Source organism: Pseudomonas anguilliseptica (assembly GCF_900105355.1).
Lineage (GTDB): Bacteria > Pseudomonadota > Gammaproteobacteria > Pseudomonadales > Pseudomonadaceae > Aquipseudomonas > Aquipseudomonas anguilliseptica.
Window position 1 is genome coordinate 1,357,135 of record NZ_FNSC01000001.1, and the last position, 18,520, is coordinate 1,375,654.

The 18,520-nt window shown below is 63.1% G+C and carries 23 protein-coding genes and 1 pseudogene; 23 read left to right on the forward strand and 1 reads right to left on the reverse strand.

Annotated elements, in window-relative coordinates; translation table 11 throughout:
- Positions 1 to 64: 64 nt before the first annotated feature.
- Positions 65 to 817 carry a S24 family peptidase gene (locus BLW24_RS26795; protein ID WP_090378240.1) on the reverse strand — a complete coding sequence of 251 codons (753 nt, stop codon included), beginning with the start codon at positions 815 to 817 and terminating at the stop codon, positions 65 to 67.
- 111 nt (positions 818 to 928) lie between these two features.
- On the opposite strand from BLW24_RS26795, the gene BLW24_RS06620 reads away from it, so the two are divergent.
- The 23 genes and pseudogenes from BLW24_RS06620 to BLW24_RS06730 all read left to right on the forward strand — a co-directional run bounded on the left by BLW24_RS06620 (position 929) and on the right by BLW24_RS06730 (position 18,449).
- A complete protein-coding gene (locus tag BLW24_RS06620) occupies positions 929 to 1,177 on the forward strand; it encodes a helix-turn-helix domain-containing protein (RefSeq protein WP_090378243.1) in 249 nt (82 codons plus the stop codon).
- A gap of 166 nt (positions 1,178 to 1,343) precedes the next feature.
- Complete coding sequence (locus BLW24_RS06625; RefSeq protein WP_090378246.1) at positions 1,344 to 1,832, forward strand: phage regulatory CII family protein; 489 nt, start codon at positions 1,344 to 1,346, stop codon at positions 1,830 to 1,832.
- Positions 1,825 to 2,028 (forward strand): TraR/DksA C4-type zinc finger protein, encoded by a 204-nt coding sequence (locus tag BLW24_RS06630; RefSeq protein WP_090378249.1) that lies wholly within the window; start codon positions 1,825 to 1,827, stop codon positions 2,026 to 2,028. Before BLW24_RS06625 ends, BLW24_RS06630 begins: the two co-directional genes overlap by 8 nt.
- Entirely contained in the window at positions 2,025 to 2,216 is a 192-nt protein-coding gene (locus BLW24_RS06635) for a hypothetical protein (protein WP_090378252.1), read from the forward strand. The genes BLW24_RS06630 and BLW24_RS06635 overlap by 4 nt, the downstream gene beginning before the upstream one ends.
- Positions 2,213 to 4,937: pseudogene (locus tag BLW24_RS06640) on the forward strand (bifunctional DNA primase/polymerase). Before BLW24_RS06635 ends, BLW24_RS06640 begins: the two are co-directional and overlap by 4 nt.
- Before the next feature lie 80 nt (positions 4,938 to 5,017).
- Entirely contained in the window at positions 5,018 to 5,617 is a 600-nt protein-coding gene (locus BLW24_RS06645; protein WP_090378255.1) for a hypothetical protein, read from the forward strand.
- 247 nt (positions 5,618 to 5,864) lie between these two features.
- Positions 5,865 to 6,227 (forward strand): phage holin, lambda family, encoded by a 363-nt coding sequence (locus BLW24_RS06650; RefSeq protein WP_090378258.1) that lies wholly within the window; start codon positions 5,865 to 5,867, stop codon positions 6,225 to 6,227.
- Positions 6,217 to 6,543, forward strand: coding sequence for an HNH endonuclease (locus BLW24_RS06655; protein ID WP_090378261.1), 327 nt, complete (start codon positions 6,217 to 6,219; stop codon positions 6,541 to 6,543). Before BLW24_RS06650 ends, BLW24_RS06655 begins: the two co-directional genes overlap by 11 nt.
- Positions 6,544 to 6,660: 117 nt before the next feature.
- Complete coding sequence (locus tag BLW24_RS06660) at positions 6,661 to 7,191, forward strand: phage terminase small subunit P27 family (protein ID WP_090378264.1); 531 nt, start codon at positions 6,661 to 6,663, stop codon at positions 7,189 to 7,191.
- Entirely contained in the window at positions 7,154 to 8,896 is a 1,743-nt protein-coding gene (locus BLW24_RS06665; protein ID WP_090378267.1) for a terminase large subunit, read from the forward strand. Before BLW24_RS06660 ends, BLW24_RS06665 begins: the two co-directional genes overlap by 38 nt.
- A gap of 47 nt (positions 8,897 to 8,943) precedes the next feature.
- Positions 8,944 to 10,167: a phage portal protein gene (locus tag BLW24_RS06670; protein WP_167360333.1), complete on the forward strand. Its 1,224-nt coding sequence runs from the start codon at positions 8,944 to 8,946 to the stop codon at positions 10,165 to 10,167.
- Entirely contained in the window at positions 10,139 to 10,849 is a 711-nt protein-coding gene (locus BLW24_RS06675) for a head maturation protease, ClpP-related (RefSeq protein ID WP_090378273.1), read from the forward strand. The genes BLW24_RS06670 and BLW24_RS06675 overlap by 29 nt, the downstream gene beginning before the upstream one ends.
- Positions 10,850 to 10,915: 66 nt before the next feature.
- Entirely contained in the window at positions 10,916 to 12,130 is a 1,215-nt protein-coding gene (locus tag BLW24_RS06680; RefSeq protein ID WP_090378276.1) for a phage major capsid protein, read from the forward strand.
- Between the two features lie 59 nt (positions 12,131 to 12,189).
- Positions 12,190 to 12,414, forward strand: a complete 225-nt coding sequence (locus BLW24_RS06685) for a hypothetical protein (RefSeq protein ID WP_090378278.1) — start codon at positions 12,190 to 12,192, stop codon at positions 12,412 to 12,414.
- Positions 12,415 to 12,416: 2 nt separating this feature from the next.
- Entirely contained in the window at positions 12,417 to 12,998 is a 582-nt protein-coding gene (locus BLW24_RS06690; RefSeq protein ID WP_167360334.1) for a head-tail connector protein, read from the forward strand.
- The gene (locus BLW24_RS06695) at positions 12,995 to 13,315 is read left to right on the forward strand and encodes a phage head closure protein (protein ID WP_090378285.1); all 321 of its coding nucleotides are present in this window, start codon (positions 12,995 to 12,997) and stop codon (positions 13,313 to 13,315) included. Before BLW24_RS06690 ends, BLW24_RS06695 begins: the two co-directional genes overlap by 4 nt.
- The gene (locus tag BLW24_RS06700; RefSeq protein WP_090378289.1) at positions 13,312 to 13,773 is read left to right on the forward strand and encodes a hypothetical protein; all 462 of its coding nucleotides are present in this window, start codon (positions 13,312 to 13,314) and stop codon (positions 13,771 to 13,773) included. The genes BLW24_RS06695 and BLW24_RS06700 overlap by 4 nt, the downstream gene beginning before the upstream one ends.
- Complete coding sequence (locus BLW24_RS06705) at positions 13,770 to 14,387, forward strand: phage tail terminator protein (RefSeq protein WP_090378292.1); 618 nt, start codon at positions 13,770 to 13,772, stop codon at positions 14,385 to 14,387. Before BLW24_RS06700 ends, BLW24_RS06705 begins: the two co-directional genes overlap by 4 nt.
- A 2-nt stretch (positions 14,388 to 14,389) precedes the next feature.
- Positions 14,390 to 14,563 carry a DUF2635 domain-containing protein gene (locus tag BLW24_RS06710; protein ID WP_090378295.1) on the forward strand — a complete coding sequence of 58 codons (174 nt, stop codon included), beginning with the start codon at positions 14,390 to 14,392 and terminating at the stop codon, positions 14,561 to 14,563.
- A 5-nt stretch (positions 14,564 to 14,568) separates the two neighbouring features.
- Positions 14,569 to 16,044 carry a phage tail sheath subtilisin-like domain-containing protein gene (locus tag BLW24_RS06715; protein WP_244161093.1) on the forward strand — a complete coding sequence of 492 codons (1,476 nt, stop codon included), beginning with the start codon at positions 14,569 to 14,571 and terminating at the stop codon, positions 16,042 to 16,044.
- A 15-nt stretch (positions 16,045 to 16,059) separates the two neighbouring features.
- A complete protein-coding gene (locus tag BLW24_RS06720) occupies positions 16,060 to 16,419 on the forward strand; it encodes a phage tail tube protein (RefSeq protein ID WP_090378301.1) in 360 nt (119 codons plus the stop codon).
- The gene (locus BLW24_RS06725) at positions 16,410 to 16,727 is read left to right on the forward strand and encodes a hypothetical protein (RefSeq protein ID WP_090378304.1); all 318 of its coding nucleotides are present in this window, start codon (positions 16,410 to 16,412) and stop codon (positions 16,725 to 16,727) included. The genes BLW24_RS06720 and BLW24_RS06725 overlap by 10 nt, the downstream gene beginning before the upstream one ends.
- A 132-nt stretch (positions 16,728 to 16,859) precedes the next feature.
- Positions 16,860 to 18,449, forward strand: a complete 1,590-nt coding sequence (locus BLW24_RS06730; RefSeq protein WP_090378306.1) for a tape measure protein — start codon at positions 16,860 to 16,862, stop codon at positions 18,447 to 18,449.
- Positions 18,450 to 18,520 lie beyond the last annotated feature (71 nt).

Genomic DNA, 18,520 nt, shown 5'->3' on the forward strand with positions numbered 1-18,520 from the left:
AGTTACCTAATGGTAATTGGTTGGGTCAATACCTTTTGGTAAATACGGGTAAAAAAGTTTCCCTTTAGAGAAGTACGGAGTACCAGAACACCTTGCCGATGATCCTGATGTGCTCGCTGACGTAGTCGCCTTCGTAGCGCTCGTCTGGGTGCTCCTCGGCGTTGTAGCTTCTGAGGCGTAAGCCGCCGCCGGGGAGCTTGTAGAGCAGCTTAACCCTGAGCTGGCCAGCATGGTCGATGGCGTACATCTTGCCATCCTGTACCTGGGTGGCGACGGTATCGATACCGGCAGTGCTCCCATCGGGGAGGACTGGTTCCATACTGTTGCCTGTAACGGGCACGCAGGCTGCGGCCTCGGGGATTACGCCTTTGCGCTGCAGTGTGCGGCGGCCAAAGCGGAGTTTCCGTCCTCCGGTTTCCAGCATTACTTCTGATCCCTTGCCAGCTGATAGTTCGACTTCCTGGAAGAAGGGCAGCTCGACCTCGTCGGGTCCGAGCGGTGTTTCGTCATCCCACACTTCTATGGGGAACAGGTGCGGGGAATGGGTCGGTGCGCCAGTCTCTAACAGACTTCGCCTTTCCGGGGTGTCGTGACCTGACAGGGTATCTAGCGCGCCGGGGGCTAGGTCGAGGGACGTTTCTATATGGCGCGCAAACTTTTCTCCAATGGGTTTGGAGTGCTTCCCAGTGGAGGCGAGGCAGCGGCTTATGTAGCTGGCTTGTCGGTCAACGGCAATTGCTAGGGCGCTCTGATTGCCTTGAAAGCGGGTTTGCACCAGGGCGGCGAGGTTGGCTCGCCTGATCTCTTGAATGTCCATGGTGCGATGATTCCCTTCTAATACTTTAAAGTAAATTACCGCAAGGTGTTGATCGCAGCTACCAAAGGGTAAATAATCCGGGCGTACTAAGTCCCTCGCTTGAGAGCGCTTATGAAACTGCTGGATTACATCAAGCCCCTTACAAAGGAGCAGCTGGAAGTATTTGCAACCAGCTGTGGCTCAACAGTGGGGCAGATAAAACAGGTCGCTTATGGCCGGCCTGCCAGTGCGGAGCTTGCAATCCGAATCGATATCGCGAGCGTCGGGCAAGTGAGCTGTGAAGACATTCGCGACGATATCAATTGGGAGTATTTGCGCCGCGGGACGGCTTCTGACGACAGCCACCCTAAGGCCGCTTGAAGAAATTGCCGGCGCGGGACTCTGACCTCCCGCGCCGGCGGGGTGCCGGGCAAGGACTCTGACCTCCTTGCTTCGGCTTACGACGACACAGCACTGCATCGGTCGTGGTTATAGAGTAGGGCTTGCCCTGCGCTGTGACTAGGCCGTAAAGGAGTCATTTACGGTTATGAGTCGCACAGACCTTTTGCCGGACGCGGGTCCGGTTCTCTCACTCCGCCAGGCGCTTTACCGCGCTGGGCGCGACTACAAAGGGGGCATCACGTCCCTTGCCCATGATCTGGGCATGGATCTGGATGCTCTGCAGAAGAAGCTCAAGCTGGACGAGGAGCGGCGCTGGCCAACCCCGGACGAGCTTGAGGAGATCATCACCTTCACCCAAGACAGCCGTTTGCTGGATGCGCTGCTGCGCCCAGCCGGGGCTGTGTGGTACCGCCCGATGCCTGTGCCTGCTACCCAAGATGCACTCAAGGCCGTGGGCGAGCTGCTGCAGAAGGAAGGCCAGTTCGTGGGAAGCCTGCACACCGGCGCCGCCGACAATGTGTGGCAACCGCACGAGGTGGCGCTGCTCGAGCACACCGGCAACGAAGTGATCCGTGCAGTGCTCGGCATCATGGCCGGGGCCCGCGAAGCGATGGAGGGCCGCCAGGATGGATGAGGCCCAGTTCGAGTTGGCGCAGCGGGTTCAAGAAGAACGGCTGCAGCAGGCGATCGCCAATCGCGTGCAGTACCAAGGCGAGAGCGCTGAGGATTGCGACTCCTGCGGCGTGGATATTCCCCAGGCTCGCCGCCTGGCCGTGCCAGGCTGCCAGTTCTGCGTGGATTGCCAGGGATTGCGGGAGGTTCGCCGATGAGTAGCGAGGAGAAGATCCAGCCCTGCAAGTGCGGGTATGAGGGCGCTCTACTTGGCACTGACCACGGGGCGTTCTACAGCCTGCAATGCCCTGAGTGCAGCGAGTCCGTGGAAGCTTTCACTGTTCGCGGGCTTGGTGAGGCCTGGAACAAAGCCCAGCAGGGCAAGGAGCAGGGGGCTGGTGAATGACCAAGCCTGCCTCCCCGAAGAATATGGCCGCGTGGGCGCGGCGCTATATCGAAGTGTTCAACCTTGCCCTGGTGTCCATCGACCCGGGCGAGAAAGCCCCGAAGGGTAACGGCTGGAACAAGCCGGGCGGGTACATCACCGATGCTGACCAAGCCGAAGCTTGGTGGACGAAGCACCCGAACCACAATATGGGCGTGGTGCTTGGCCCGAGCCGGGTGTGCTTGCTGGACGTTGACCATGTGGAGTACTGCCGCGATGTGATGCGGGATGTGCTGGGCATCGACCTGGATGCGCTGGCGGTTGCCTACCCGACGCTGGTGGGTAACCCGGCGCGCTTTCGCATCATGTTCAAGATGCCCGAGGGGTTGGACTTCAGCCGGCATTCGCTGAGTTGGCCCAACCCGCTGGACCCGGACGGCAGCAAGCACAAGCTGGCCACGGCGGCGCTGAAACAGGCGCGGGAAACGAACGACAAGCCGCAGATCGAGGCCATGCAAGCGCGGCAGAAGGAGTTCTCGCCGGTTACGGTGTTCGAGCTGCGTGCCGGAGCGGTGCAGGATGTGCTGCCGCCCTCGATCCACCCTGACACCGGCCAGCCCTACCACTGGCGCAACCCGCCCACCGATGGCCTGCGGGAATTGCCCAGCGACCTGGTGAAGACCTGGCAGAACTGGGACATCTTCAAGCGCACGGCGCTGGAGGCCTGCCCGTGGGCGCCGGCTGCGACCAAGCCGCCGGCCAAGGTGAAGAAGACCTCGCCGCCCAGGCTGGCGGCCGGCGATCACCCTTCGGTGATTGACTCCTTCAACCGTGGCACGGACATCGAGAGCCTGCTGCAGCGGCATGGGTACATCAAGCGCGGGCGTAAGTGGCTCGCGCCGCAGAGTTCCACCGGCTTGCCGGGGGTGAATGTGGTGGAAGAGCAGGGCGAACAGCGCCTGTTCTCGCACCATGGTTCCGATCCGCTGGCCAACGGGCACATGAACGATGCCTTCGATGTGTTTTGCATCCTGGAGCACAACGGTGACACCCCTGCGGCGATCAAGGCGGCGGCGCGTGAGTTGGGGATGGAGCACAAGCGCTCTGCGCCTCGGCCACCTGAGCCGCCACCTGTGGGTGATCTTCCCCCGGCCCCAACTGAAACAGAGGCCGGCGTCGAGCCCGGCAGCTCCGACAACGGGGGGGCGGGGGAGGGGCTGAGCCTCAAGGGCCTGTTACGGCGGTATGCGCTGATCGAAGGCACCACGCATGTGTGGGATATCGACAAGGCCAAGAAGATGAAGCGGGCGGCCTTCGAGGCGCACGTGGGCAAGGAGAAGTTCAAGGAATGGAGCGCAGTCACCGACTCGACCAAGAAGCGGGTCAGTGAGGAGTGGGTGCGCGATATCGAGCAGGCGCGGGCAATGGCCGGCAAGGCGGTGGGTGATACCACCATGCCGCCTCTGGTGCGGTACGTGTATATCGACGGCACCAAGGACGTGTGGGACTACGCGAAGAAGCGCCGGATCGCCGAGGGTGCTGTGAAGATGGCGCTGGGCGATGCGTACAGCCTGTGGCTGAACAGCCCGGAGCGGCGCGTGGTGGACATGAACCACATCGTGTTCGACCCCTGCATGCGGCATGACCCGAAGGTGTACATCAATACGTTCGAGGGTTTGCCGCTTGAGCCGGCAGGCGATGCTGCTGCGTGCGAGAACCTGATCTGGTTGATCTCCTTCCTGTGCAACCACGACGCGAAAGCGACCGAGTGGCTTGTGCGCTGGCTGGCGTACCCGCTGCAGCACACGGGCGCGAAGATGGACACGGCGGTGCTGATGCACTCGATCATCGAGGGCTCGGGCAAGAGCCTGCTGTTTTCGGTGGTGATGGGGATGCTCTACGGGCAGTACTCGGCCACGGTTGGCCAGACTCAGCTCGAGGGCAACTTTAACGCCTGGCAGAGCGGCAAGCTGTGGGCGGTGTTCGAGGAAGTGGTGAGCCGCGACCAGCGTTACAACCAGGTGGGCAAGATCAAGCAGTTGATCACTGGGCAGACGGTGCGCATCGAGAGCAAGTTCGTGAACGGCTGGGAAGAGGCCAGCCACATGAATGCGGTGTTCCTCTCGAACGAGATCATGCCGTGGCCGATCAGCGACAGCGACCGGCGCTTTCTGGTGATGTGGCCTGAGGAAAAGCTGCCGGCCGAGCGCCAGGTGGCAATCAAGCGTGAGTTGGAGAACGGTGGGGTTGAGGCCCTGTACGGCTGGCTGCTGGCTGCTGGCCGCTGACCTGGGCGACTTCGACCCGCAAACCAAGCCGCCGGTAACGCCAGCGCGTGAGCGGTTGGTGGCGCTGAGCAGGGCGACCTGGCAGACCTTCCTGCACTTGTGGCAGTGCGGCGAGTTGGGCGCGAAGTTGTGGGGCGCGTGTTTGAGCACGGACTTGTATTCGTTGTTTCTGGAGTGGTGCCACCGCAACAAAGAGCACTCGATGAGCCAGACGAAGTTCTCGCTGTTCATCAGTACGGCGCCCGGGTTGGAGAAGACGCGACCGACACCCTGGACGTGCGGGACGAGTAGACGCTTCGGGGCGTTCTTCTTCCCGGATGCCGAGCACGCCTTCCTGCCACCTTCCACTTCATCGGCCGATCTGGGCAAGCACGTCAGCGCCTGGCGCGATGCGGCGCGGGCAGCGGGCTGGAGCGTGGACGCCTGGGACCACGTGAAGGGGGCTGCGGCATGAATACGCCTGTTTGTGTGTTGGGTGTGTGTTGGGTTTGGCCTTTTTGTGTTGGGTTGGTTCGGGCGAGGGGGAGCAGGGCCATGATTGAGGCGATTGAGGTAGTGCTGAAGCATTGGGGCCGTGCGCTGCGCGAGGGTTGCCCAAGTGGTGGCTTGGCTAGCCCGGCCGGGACGCTGGTGGAGTGGAAGGGCTGCCCGCCGCGCACAGGCTCGGGAGGTTCGCGCATCCTGCTGGCAGGTGCTGGGCCTGATTACCTGGCTGCCGAGGTGGATGCGGCGCTGGGCGCCATCGAGCGGCAGGAGGGTGGCGCGGTGCTCGGCAAGCTGGCTGAGTGGCGGTATTCCTTCGAGCCTGCGTTGACCGTTGCCGAGCAGGTGCGCGATCTGCAGTTGGGGCATGGTGATGCTGGCCGCAAGGCGTATACGCGCCTGGTGCAGCGGCTGCACCAGTTGGTGGAGGCGGAGTTGAAGGCGCGCCATGCCCAGTGCGCGAACCAGCAGCGTGAGGCGAAGCGGGCCGGGGATCGCATGCGCAAGGCTTCGCTGCAGCAGGCGGCAAGGGCGCATTCGGCGCGCGGTGCTGAGCTACACGGGCGGGCATCTGCCGACCGCTCGTCGGGTGACTCGTCGCCGGTCGGCTCCGTAGCGCCCCGGCAAGCCCCCGTCAGGAACAACCGTTAACAGGGGGTTTTCGGTTTGTCCTTTCACCGGTACAAAGGCCCCACGATTCGATAGGTACGCCTACCGAGCAACAGAGCGCACGTGCTGTGCCGTCAAGCCCCAAGCCACCCCGCTTGGGCACCTGCAAACCCCGCCCCGGCGGGGTTTTCTTTTTCCTCTCCCCGGGCGCTTCGGTGCCTGGGCTTTGCCCGCGGCAGGCGGGCGTTTTCTTCCAGCCGCCGTCGGTGGCCCAACCGAGAGCTGAACGATGGATGCGAAAGATCCGGGGCTGTGGGCTGCGGTCCTCGAGTGGCTTGGTCAACCGTCGCCGACGGTGCAGGGGTTTCTCATGGCAATGGTGATTGCAGTGCTCCGGGTGATGTACGACCGGAAGGAGAAGGCCTGGCAGCGGATTCTGCTGGAGGGGCTGCTGTGTGGTGTGCTGGCTGTGGCCGGTACTGCTCTGGCCGCCCTGGTGCTTGGCTTCTTCTGGCCGGAGTTCGAGGCGCCGCTGGGCCGCTTGGCTGTCGCCATCGGCGGCGCCCTTGGCTTCTTCGGTGTTGAAGCGGTGCGCCGGCTGGCCATCAGGATGCTGCGGATCAAGCTGACGGACATCGAGAGTGGCAGCTGAGCGGCGTGGCAACAGCGCCGAGCGGGGCTATGGCTACAAGTGGCAGCAGGCCAGGGCCGGCTACCTGCGTAAACATCCGCTCTGCGTCGAGTGCCAGAGCCGGGGGCGCACGGTGGCGGCGACAGTCGTCGACCACAAGGTGGCACATCGCGGCGACATGACGGTGTTCTGGGACAAGGCCAACTGGCAGTCCCTCTGCAAGCACTGCCACGACAGTTGGAAGCAGCGCATGGAGAAGTCGGGCCGCGGTGCAGGGTGCTCGGTCGACGGAATCCCGAGCGCGCCCGGGCACCACTGGCACCAGGGGGGAGGGTGAAAGTCTGGAGCCTTTCGCTTCTAGACCGCCCGTAACCCTTTCTGTGCAGAACCGGGAAAAATGGGGGGGTACTCCTTTCCGGGAGTAGGTGACGGTACGTGAAATCTGAGGTGGTTCATGGCTGGTAATGGAAATTCAGGCCGCCCGGCAAAGCCTGCGGTGGTCCACCTGGTCAGCGGAAACCCCAGCAAGAAGAACGCGAAGGATCTGCTGCGCGAAGTTACCCAGCCTGTCATCCCCGTCGCTGCTCCGGATATGCCGGACTGGCTCGTCGAAGATGCCGCCATCGAGTGGAACCGCGTGGTGCCCGACCTGCTGAAGTTGGGGCTGATCTCCGTGCTCGACCGCCAGGCACTGGCGCAGTACTGCGAGGCGGTCTCCGATTACCGGCGCTGGACCCTGATGATTCAGGAGAAGAACGCCAGCCTGGCCAGTCCTGGTGGCGGCGACGTCAAGACATACCGGACGGGTGCCAAGGATCTTTCGGTCTGGCGCAAGTTGCGCAATGACGCGGAGCGCCGCGCCGATGCCGCCGGAGCCAAGTTCGGCTTCTCGCCTATGGCCAGGCGGACGCTCAAGGCGCCGGCCCCACAAGGTGAGCTGTTCCCCAATGAGCAAAAGCAGATCGCAGACAAGTACTTCAACTGATCGCGTCACTGCGTATGCAAAGGCAGTGGTAGCCCGGAAGATCGTTGCCGGGCCTGATATCCGCAACGCCGCCCAGCGGCACCTCAACGATCGGAAGCACGGCCCGAAGCGCGGCCTGGTGTGGGATTTGGAGGCGGCGCGCCGCGCCATTGGCTTCTGCGAAGAAGTACTTTGCCTGAATGGCGGGGAGTTCGAGGGGGAGCCGTTCCTGCTGCATCCCTGGCAGGCCTTCATCATCGGCTCGCTGTTCGGCTGGAAAACGAAGGACGGCTGGCGCCGGTTCCGCACTGCCTACATCGAGACGGCGAAGGGCTCTGGCAAGTCGCCGCTGGCTGCAGCAATCGGGCTGTACGGCCTGGTGGCAGACGGCGAGGCGCGGGCCGAGGTTTACGCCGCGGCAACGAAGAAAGACCAGGCCATGATCCTGTTCCGGGATGCGGTGGCGATGGTTGACCAGTCGCCGATCCTGGCAGAGCGCATCGAGAAGTCCGGGCGCGGCGAGAAGGTATGGAACCTGGCGCACCACGGCTCCGGCAGTTTCTTCCGGCCGATCAGCGCTGACGACGGCCAGTCGGGCCCGCGCCCGCATGTGGCACTGCTCGACGAGATCCACGAGCACAAGACCCGCATGGTGGTGGACATGATGCGGGCCGGCACCAAAAGCCGGCGTCAGGCGCTGATCGTCATGATCACGAACAGCGGGTACGACCGCACCACCATCTGCTACGAGTACCACGAGTACGGCATTGCGGTGTGCAAGGAGGCCAAGCTCGACGACGCGTTCTTCGCCTTCGTCTGCTCGCTCGATGAGGGCGACGACCCGTTCAAGAGCGAAGACTGCTGGCCCAAGGTCAACCCCAGCCTTGTCTATGGCAAGAAGGGTGACAAGAACGGTGGTGTGCCGGGCTACAAGTACCTGCGCGAGCAGGTGACTGAGGCCCATGGCATGCCTGCCAAGGAATCAACGGTACGCCGGCTCAACTTCTGCCAGTGGGTGGATGCGGCGAACCCGTGGATATCCGCCGAGATGTGGATGGGGTGCGAGCGCCAGTTCAGCCTAGACGATTTGCCCATGGGTGAGCCTTGCTTCGGTGGTCTCGACCTCTCGGGCTCACGCGACCTGACGGCGCTGGCTCTGTATTTCCCGCGCCTGCGTCGCGCCCTGGTGGAGTTCTGGACGCCCAAGACTTCGCTGCATGACCGGGTGCGCACCGACAAGGTGCCCTATGACGTGTGGCTGCGCGAGGGTTACATCCATGCGCCGGAGGGGATGGCGGTCGACTACGCGGCGGTGGCCATCCGCCTGGGCGAGCTTGCAGTGCGCTTCCAGATCGAGGCGGTCGCCTTCGACCCCTATCGCATCAAGTACTTCCAGCCCGAGCTAGAAGCCGAGGGCATCGCCGTGCCGCTCATCTCGCACGGCCAGGGGTACTACAAGGCGAGTGAATCGGGCCTGTGGATGCCGCGCTCCATCGAGGTGATGGAAAAGGCGCTCACCGAGCGGACCCTGGAAATCATGGCCAACCCCTGCCTGCGTTGGAACGCGGCCAGCGCGGTGCTGGAGGCCGACCAGAAAGACAACCGCATCTTCGCCAAACGCAAAAGCACCGGCCGAATCGACGGTGTTGTGGCGCTGGCGATGGCCTTCGGTGCGGCTGACATGCCGCTGCCTGAGACGATCAACGAAATATTCATGGTGCTCTGATGCTAGGTTTCGGGAAAGCAAAGCGGCTGGAGCAAGAGCTGGCCAGCATGCGCGAAGAGCTGGGCCAGCTGCGCAACCAGGCCAACAGCTGGAACGACATGGGGCGCGAGCAGTGGGCCGATTTGTTCGGTGCAGTGCCCACGTCTGCGGCAGTAGCTGTCACCAGCGAGTCAGCCAAACGCAGCGCGGCGGTGTATGCCTGTGCTCGCCTCATCGCGGGTGCTATTGCTCTGCTGCCGTTGCCGATCTACGAGCGGCGCAACGGAAGCCGCGAGGTCATCGACCACGATTACTGGTGGATGCTCAATGAGTCGCCCTATCCGACCATCACGGCCTGTTCCTGGTGGGAATGGATGGGCAGCTCCCTGCTGATGCGCGGTGATGGCATCACACAGATATTGCGCAACCGGGCGGGGGTTCCGACTGGATTCATGCCGTTGCCGCGGGAGTGCGTTCAGCCGGAGGTGCGAGACGGCCGCCTGGCCTACTTCATCTACGACGGCACCAAGCCATACGGGTTGGACCAGGATGACGTGCTGCACTTCCCCGGTTACGGCTTCGACGGCATCCGTGGTGAGTCAGTGATTCGCTACGCCGCCCGCCAGGCGGTCGGCACGGCCCTGGCTGCGGATCAGTACAGCGGTGAGTTCTTTGCCAACGGCGCAACGCCTAGCGTGGTGATCACCTACCCGCAGGGCGTAGCCCCGACCGAGGCCCAGCAGGGTGAGCTGCGCAGCCAGTTCGACGAACGCTATGTTGGCCAGGGCAAGCGGCACCGTCCACTGCTGTTGGTAAATGGCGGCAAGGCCGAGGCGGTGAGCCTGAGCGCTGAGGATGCCCAGTTGCTGGAAACCCGCAAGTTCCAGGTGATCGAGATCGCCAGAGCTTTCGGCGTACCGCCGCACATGATCGGTGAGACCTCTGCATCCACCAGCTGGGGCAGCGGCATCGAGCAGATGTCCATCGGCTTCGTGCGCTACACCCTCGGGCCGCACCTGCGGCGCATCGAGCAGGAATTGAACCGCAAGCTCTGGCCGCGCAGTGGTAAGTACTTCACCGAGTACAACCGCGAGGGCCTGCTGGCCGGCGACTCGAAGACTGAGGCCGAAGTGCTCGGCAAGGGCCTGGGCGGCCCAGGTGCACAGGGCTGGATGACAGTCAACGAAGTACGCCGCATCAAGAACCTGCCGCCCATTGAGGGTGGCGACAAGGTTGTTTTCCAGACTCAAAAGGCCGCGAAGAATGAAACTTCTCCAGCTGTTCCAGAGTAATCAGAAGGCCAAGCGCGACTTTCGCATCGTCAATGAAGGCGGCGAGGCCACTATCTACATCTACGACATCATCGGCGAAGACTGGTACGGCGGCGTGGCCGCCAAGGACTTCGTGATGCAGCTCACCGCTCTGGATGTCGAGGTCATCCACCTGCGCATCAACTCGCCGGGCGGTGACGTGTTCGAAGCCCGCGCCATGGCCACTGCTTTGAAGCAGCACAGCGCCAAGGTGATCGCCCACATCGACGGACAGGCCGTGTCCGCTGCCACTTATGTGGCACTGGCGGCGGATGAGGTGGAGATCGCTGCTGGCGGCTTCTTCATGATCCACAACGCCTGGACCATCCAGATGGGCAACGCCAGCGAGTTCCGCTCGGCAGCGGTTCTGCTCGACAAGGTAGACGCCAGCATCAGTGCGGACTACGAGCAAAAGACCGGTAAGTCCGCCGAGGAGATCGCCAAGCTGATGGCGGCCACCACCTGGATGACTGCCGAGGAAGCGCTGGCCGAAGGCTTCGTCGACCGCATCACCGAGGATAAGAAAGCGGCCAAAAACCACTGGAACCTGGCCGCCTACGGCAACGCGCCGAAGGCGCTCACCGAACCGGAAGAACCCGAACCCCAAGTAGACCGGGAGGCGCTTGAGCGTCGCCTGTCCCTGCTGGAAAAAATCGCAGCGTAGGCGCTCCCGCCCGTCGCGTACCCAAGCCCGCCCTGAGCGGGCTTTTTCATACCTGGAGATAAGTGAATGTCTATCCAAGCACTCCGTGAGCGCCGCACTGGTCTGGCCATCGAGGCGCGCAAACTGCTCGACGAAACCAAGGACAAGAAATGGTCGGCCGAGGACGACGCCAAATACAACCAGCTGACGGGCGAGATCACCGATCTCGATAAGTCCATCGAGCGCCACCAGAAGGTACTCGACCTGGAAGCCGAGCAGCGCATCGAAAACCGCGACCCGAAGAAGGGCGGCAAGCGCGATACCGAAGATCTGCTCGGCGAGATCGGCATCTTCGACACCTGGATGCGGCGCGGTGAGAAGGGCATGAACGCCGAGCAGGCAGCCAAGCACTTCAACACCATGAGCACCACCACCAGCTCCGAAGGTGGTTACACCGTTCCGACCACGGTCGGCGCTAGCCTGATCGAATCCCTCAAGGACTTCGGTGGCATGCGCAGCGTGGCGGAAGTGCTGGCCACCGCGACCGGCAACCCGATGAGCTTCCCGTCGACTGACGGCACCACCGAGGTGGGCGAGATCCTCGCGGAGAACACCCAGGCGACCAACCTGGACACCAGCTTCGGTACCGTGGGTCTGAACGTCTTCAAGTACAGCTCGAAGATCATCACCGTGCCTATCGAGCTGCTGCAGGATAGCAGCGTCGATATCGAGGCCTTCGTGCGCCGCCGCATCGTCGAGCGTATCGGGCGCATCACCAACCAGCACTTCACCACCGGTAGCGGCGCTGGCCAGCCGCGCGGCATCGTCACTGCTGCCGGCGCTGGCAAGGTCGGCCAGACCGGCCAGACCCTGACCGTCATCTATGACGACCTGGTTGATCTGCTGGAGTCGGTGGATGCCGCCTATCAGGCCACCAACTGCAAGTTCATGTTCGCTCAGGCGCTGCGCAAGGTTCTGCGCAAGCTGAAGGACACCGCCGGTCGCCCGATCTGGACCCCCGGCTACGAGGCTGGCATCACCGCCGGTGCGCCGGACCTGCTGCTGGGTCAGGAAGTCGCGATCAACAACGACATGGCGGCCCCGGCTGCCAACGCGAAGTCGATCATCTACGGCGACCTGAGCAAGTACATGATTCGTGATGCGCTCAACGTCAGCCTGATGCGCTTCGACGACTCGGCCTTCGCCTCCAAAGGCCAGGTCGGCTTCCTGGCGTTCTGCCGCTCAGGCGGCAACCTCACCGACGCTGGTGCGGTGAAGTACTACCAGCACTCGGCCACCTGATCCTGGGTACATCGCGCGGTCGCAAGGCCGCGCCTTATCAATTTCTGGAGTGAAAGCTCATGGCTGCTGCTAAAACAACGCCGTGCCGCATCCTTTCAGCCTGCAAGCTGGATGGTGTGGGCTACGCGCCTAACCAAGTGGTGGAATTTCCCACTGTGATGCTGGGCCCGCTGAAAGAGCATGGTTTGGTAGATCCGAACAAGGCCTCGGTTGAGTACTGCTTGAAAGAGCTTGGCGCTGTTGCTGTGGTGCATAGCGCCGCAGAAGAAAGCGACCAAGCCTGACGGTGGGGCTGCTTCTGTTACAGGCGCCTGCAGGGGCGCCTGTTTCGGTTGAGGATGCCAAGCTGCACCTGCGTATCGACGGTGATGCGGAAAACGCGACCGTCGAGCGACTCGTGAAGGCAGCCGCCAGCAATGCTGAGCGGCTTACCAGTCGGGCATTCGTGACACAGCGCTGGGCGTTGACGTTGGATCGATTCCCCTGCGCGAATCAGCCGGTGAAGCTGCCATTGCCGCCACTGCAATCGGTTGAGGCTATCAAGTACTTCGATAGCAACGACATCGAGCAGACCCTGCCTGCATCGGATTATGTGGTGGATCCCAGCGGCCTCCTCGGCAAGGTTCAGCCGGCCTGGCGCAAGTCTTGGCCTGCCACCAGTGGTCGCCCCATGGGGGTGCGCATTGAGTTCACCGCCGGATATGGCGCCGCCGCTTCCGTTCCTGCGGATATCGTCTCGGCGATCCTGCTACTCGTGGGCAGCTTGGACCAAAACCGGGAAGCGGTGGTTATCGGCACCATCGTGAATGAGTTGCCGATGGGCGTGGAATATCTCCTCTCACCCTATGTGATACCGAGTACACCATGAGACTAGGCCCGCTGCGTCATCGCATAACCGTGGCTTTACGCCAGGACGTGCCTGATTCCTTCACCGACCTGGACACGACATTTGTCGAGCCCGAGCCGCGATGGGCTGATATCCAGCCAGTCAAGGGCGGGATCTGGATCGGCGCACGCCAGGTAGGGGCGGATGTCACGCACACCATTCGCGTGCGCTATATCGACGGTGTCACTAGCGATCACGAGGTGAGTGAGGGCAGCCGTCGGTTCCGTATCCGACGGGCGTACAACCTCCAAGAGCGCGGTGCCTGGTTGATCATGGACTGCGAGGAGCTGCAGCGATGAGCCTGGCGAGGCATCCCTTCGTTCGTGTTGCCGTCAGTGGTTATCTTGGCTGGCGTTTCGATCTGGACGCAATCCGCCGCATCGTGGTGGACACCTCCGAGGACGTGGCGCAGGAAATTCAGGCGCTGCTGGGTGCCGGCGGTGGCGGTAGGCAATACCCGCTTCAAGGGGGCAGTGCTTACCAGGCCTCCTCGCCCGGTGACCTACCGGCCAAGCGCACCGGCAAATTGGCCGAGAGCGTGTTGGCGCGGCGTAGCCAGAACGACCTGGCCGCCTGGATCGGCCCCTCGACCAAGAAGGGGCTCAAGAGCCCTTTCTATCCGGCCTTCCTGGTGTATGGCACCGCGACCATGGCCAAGCGTAAGAACGCAACGACCATGGCCATGCGGCGCTACCGGGCACGGTTTAACCGGCAGCTGTCCCGAGCCATGGCTACTTCGCTCAAGGTGAAACGATGAACCTGGACAACGTGATCGAGCGGATACGCGCCACCTGTCCGAGCTTCGCTCAGCGGGTAGCCGGCGCGGCCGAGTTCGCGGCGCTTCCGCAGAACGCCAAGGTTGCTCTGCCTGCTGCCTTCGTCATCCCCATGGATGACCGGGCAGGCGAGCAGGAAAGCATGAATCGCTACCGCCAGTCGCTGATCGATCGAGTGGCTGTCGTAATGGTGCTGGACAACGCAGCAGACCGGCGTGGTCAGGCAGCAGTCACCACGGTCGATAACCTGCGCCGTGAACTGTGGCGATCGCTGCTGCTCTGGCCGCCTGGGCCGGAGTACGACGGTCTGATGTACGAGGGCGGGCAAGGGCTGTTGATGGACGGCGCCAGGCTCTACTACCAGCTGGAGTTCGCGGCCGAGACGGAGCTTGGTGTCGAGGACACCGCCCAGCCCGGCATGAAGGCAGACCTGCCGCGATTGGCCGGTATTGACGTGCGGACGGATGTGCTCAACCCCATGGTCGACCCGAACAATGTCCCAGGCCAGCAGTACGACCCCGAGCAACCCAACCCGCGCACGATCGGGCCGGATGGCCGAGCCGAAGCCGGCGCGACCATCGACCTTCCGGAGTAGCCATGCACCTCAAGCCACAACCTGGCCGCGTCGTAACCGACCCGGCCACCGGCCAGCCTTTGCCCGAAAAAGGGGCGAGGGTTGAACCCAGCCAGTACTGGTTCCGCCGTCTGCAGGACGGTGACGTGACCGAAGTCAAACCCCAGCAGCAGAAGCCGAGGACGAGCGCCAAATGAGCAGCATGACTTTCTCCCAAATTCCCTCGGGGCTTCGCGTCCCGTTCTTCTACGTCGAGCTGGACAACAGCAAGGCCAACAGCTTCAACCCGGACATGCGTGCCCTGCTGCTCGGTCTCAAGTCCGACGGCGCGGCCGAGGCGAACGTGCCGGTGTTGTGCTCTAGCGCCGACCAGGCCCGCGCCATGTTCGGCCAGGACTCCATGCTGGCGGCCATGGTCGAGCAGTTCCGCGCCGGTAACCTGTTCACTGAGCTGTGGTGTGCGCCGCTTGCGGAGCCGGCTGCCGGCGTGGCAGCGGTGCAGACCATCACCTTCACCGGGGTGGCAGCCGAGGCCAGGGTGGCGGCGATCTATATTGGGCTCACCCGTTTGCCGGTGGCGATCGCTTCCGGCGATAGCGCCGCCCAGGTAGCCACGGCCCTGGCGGCGGCGATTACTGCCAACACCCGTCTGCCGGTCACTGCTGCGGCAGCAGCTGGCGTGCTGACCATCACCGCCAAGTTTAAGGGCGATGCAGGCAATAGCATTGCCATCAGCCTTAACCGCCGCGGTGTGATCGGCGGCGAGCAGCTGCCGGCGGGCATCACAGCCGGCGCTGTCGTGACGGCGACCGCCGGTGCCGGTGCGCCGGAGCTGGCCGGGGTGATCGCCAACCTGGGCGACAACGAATACGATTTCATCGGCACGCCCTTCGCGGATGCCACCAGCCTGGATGCGCTCAAGGCTGAGATGAACGATATCGCTGGCCGCTGGAGCTGGGCGCGGCAGATCTACGGCCACGTCTACAGTGCCAAGCGCGACAGCCTCGGTGGCCTGCAGGCCTTCGGCGTGACGCGCAACGACCAGCACGCGACCGTGTTCGGCCTGGAACCGAGCATCGGTGCCTGTGACTTCGAGTACATCGCCGCCCGTGTCGCCCGCGAGGCGGCGCTGCTTTCTGCGCATGTGGCGCGCCCGACCCAGACCGGCGAGATTCTCAACGTTCTGGCGCCGCCGACCAACAAGCGGCACACCATCACCGAGAAGCAGACCCTGCTCTCCAGTGGTATCGCCACCCACTACCACGGCAAGGATGGCGTGGTGCGCATCGAGCGCTCCATCACCACGTACCAGAAGAACGCCTGGGGCAGCCCCGACACCAGCTACCTCAATAGCGAGAACATCCACCAGCTGGCCTACGTGATGCGCTACCTCCGTACCGGCGTGACCAGTCGCTTCGGGCGGCATGCCTTGCGCTCGGACGGCCAGCGCGTGCCGGAGGGTGTGGCCACGCCGAGCATGATCAAGGCGCAACTGGTGGCCGACTACGTGGCGCTGGAGAAGCTCGGCATCGTCGAGCGTTCCGATCTGTTCGCGGCCAACCTGATCGTCGAAATCGACGAGACCAACCCGGACCGCGTCAACGTGCTGTATCCGCCAGACCTGGTGAACCAGCTGCGTATCTTCGCGGTACTCAACCAGTTCCGCCTCAACTACTGATAACGGGAGCCCCCAATGAAAAACCGAATCGCAGGCACCTGCTTCATCAGTGTCGACGGCGACCAACTGGAGCTGGCCGGCAAGCTCACCTGCTCCCTGGACCTCAGCGAGAAGGAGGGGCTTGCCGGCCTCTCCGGCGTGGCGGGTTACAAGGAAACACCGCGGGTGCCCTTCATCGACATCGAGGTGTTCGTGCCGAAAGGCTTCCCCATGGACAAGCTCAGCTCGGCCGATGACATGGTGGTCACCGCCGAGCTGGCCAACGGCATGACTGGCGTGCTCTCGCAGGCCTGGGTCGCGGGCGCCAAGGAGTTGGATGCTGCCGAGGGCAAGATGAATCTCAAGTTTGAAGGGAAGGACGGCAAATGGATCTGAGCGTCGTTCTGAAAAAGCCCGTCGAGGCGCATGGCCGCCTGGTGGAGGTGCTTCACCTGGCGGAGCCGACCGGCAAGCTGGTGGTCGAGCTGGGTGAGCCGTTCATTCTGATGGGCGCCTCTGGCGGAGGCATCAAGGAACTGCCTGCGGTCACCCTCAGCTACATCGTCAAGCTATGCAAGATCCCCCGCAGCGCGGCTGAGTCGATGTCTCCGGGTGATCGCAAGGCGGTCTTCATCAAGCTGCTCCCTTTTTTGATGCCTTCGGATCCGGAGGAGGAGACGGAGCTGGAGGCGGAGAGCGAATAGTCGAGGCCTGCTTCAACCTGGCCCGCTTCTACGGGGTATCCCCGGAAGTGACTCTGCGTTTGCCGCACTCCCAGCGACAGCTGTGGGAGCGGCAGGCCCTGCGAATCATCAGCGAAGAAAAGGAGGCGGCCAGTGGCTAAGGCGTCCTACACGGCGGTGCTCTCGGTTATCGACCGGGTGACGGCGCCATTGAAAAAGCTGGAACGCCAGCTTCGGCCGTTCAAGCGGGCGATGTCCGATATCGGCAACGCCAGCGCCGGCCTGCAGAGTGCGCTTACCGGTGTGATCGCGCCGTTGGGGGCGATCTTCGGCGCGGCGGGGCTTGGCAGCATCGGCGCCGTGGGCTCCAAGGTCATCGGCACCTCTGCCGAGTTCGAGAAATTCCAGACGGTGTTGGAGACCCTGGAGGGCAGTTCGGCAAAGGCCAAGCTGTCCATGGACTGGGTGGCGGGCTTTGCGGCCAAGACGCCCTATGAGCTGGCCGGTGTCACCGATGCATTCGTCAAGCTCAAGGCCTACGGTATCGACCCGCAGGCCGGCGCGCTGAAGTCTGCCGGTGATGCAGCCGCAGCCATGGGTAAGCCGCTTGAGCAGGCCGTTGAGGCGCTGGCCGATGCCATGACCGGCGAGAACGAGCGCCTCAAGGAGTTCGGGATCACGGCGGAGACGGCGGGCGACAAGATCGTCTATCGCTGGCAGGAGAACGGCAAAGCTATGGTGGCCACCGCGAAGAAGAATTCGCGGGAGCAGATCCAGGCCACCATCGAAGGCATCTGGAACGGTCGCTATGGTGGTGCGATGGACAAGTTGTCCAGCACCTGGGATGGCATGTGGTCGAACCTGCAGGACACCTTCACCCGTGTGTTCAAGATGATCGGTGACGCCGGCATCTTCGACGAACTCAAGGGCGAGCTGAAAGGTGTGCTCGATAGCCTGGCTGCGATGGAAGCAGACGGCTCGCTCAAGGCATTTGCCCAGACCGTATCGGATGAGTTGGTGAGCGCATTCCGCGAGCTGAAAAGCTGGGTCATGGCTGTCGATTGGAAGGCTGTCTGGGCAGACGTCAAGGCATTTGCCGGAGGCGTTGGATCGGTGGTCGATGCCCTGGGCGGGCTCAAGGGTGTGGCGATCGCTGTCGCAGCAGTGTTCAGCATCAACGTGCTGGCCTCACTGGTTAGTTTGGGTTCCGGTTTCCTTTCGCTGGCGGTGGCCATGGGCCCGGTTGGCTGGGGTATCGCGGCCATCGCCGCCGGTGCGGCGCTGATCTATGCCAATTGGGATGGCATCGTGAAGTACTTCACCGACAAGTTCGATGCGGTGCTGGCGGCCTTTGACGAGGGCTTCCTGCAGGGCATGTTCCGTCTGTGGCAGGAGTTCAACCCGGTCACTCTGATCATGGAAGCCTTTGATGGGCTGGTGAAGTATCTGTTCGGTATCGACCTGGGCAAGATCATCGGCGACCAAGTGAAGAGGGTAACCGAGATGATGCCTGACTGGATGATCGAGGGACTTGGGCTCGAAGGCGGGCAGGGCGAAGCAGCGCCGGCCACGGTGGCCCCGAAGGGTGCGCTAGCGGGTGCCAATAAGCAGAACCTGAGCGGTCAGATGGTGGTGAAGTTCGAGAACACGCCGCCAGGCACCCTGGTGAAACCCATGCCGACCAGTCAGCCCGGGGTCACTATGGAGGCCGATGTTGGGTATCGCTCTCTGGCGATGCCTTAGCGCTGCGGGGTAGAGTCCCCGTTTTCAATGGAGAAGGGGACTCTCATGCGCATGGCATTTTTTGGTGGACT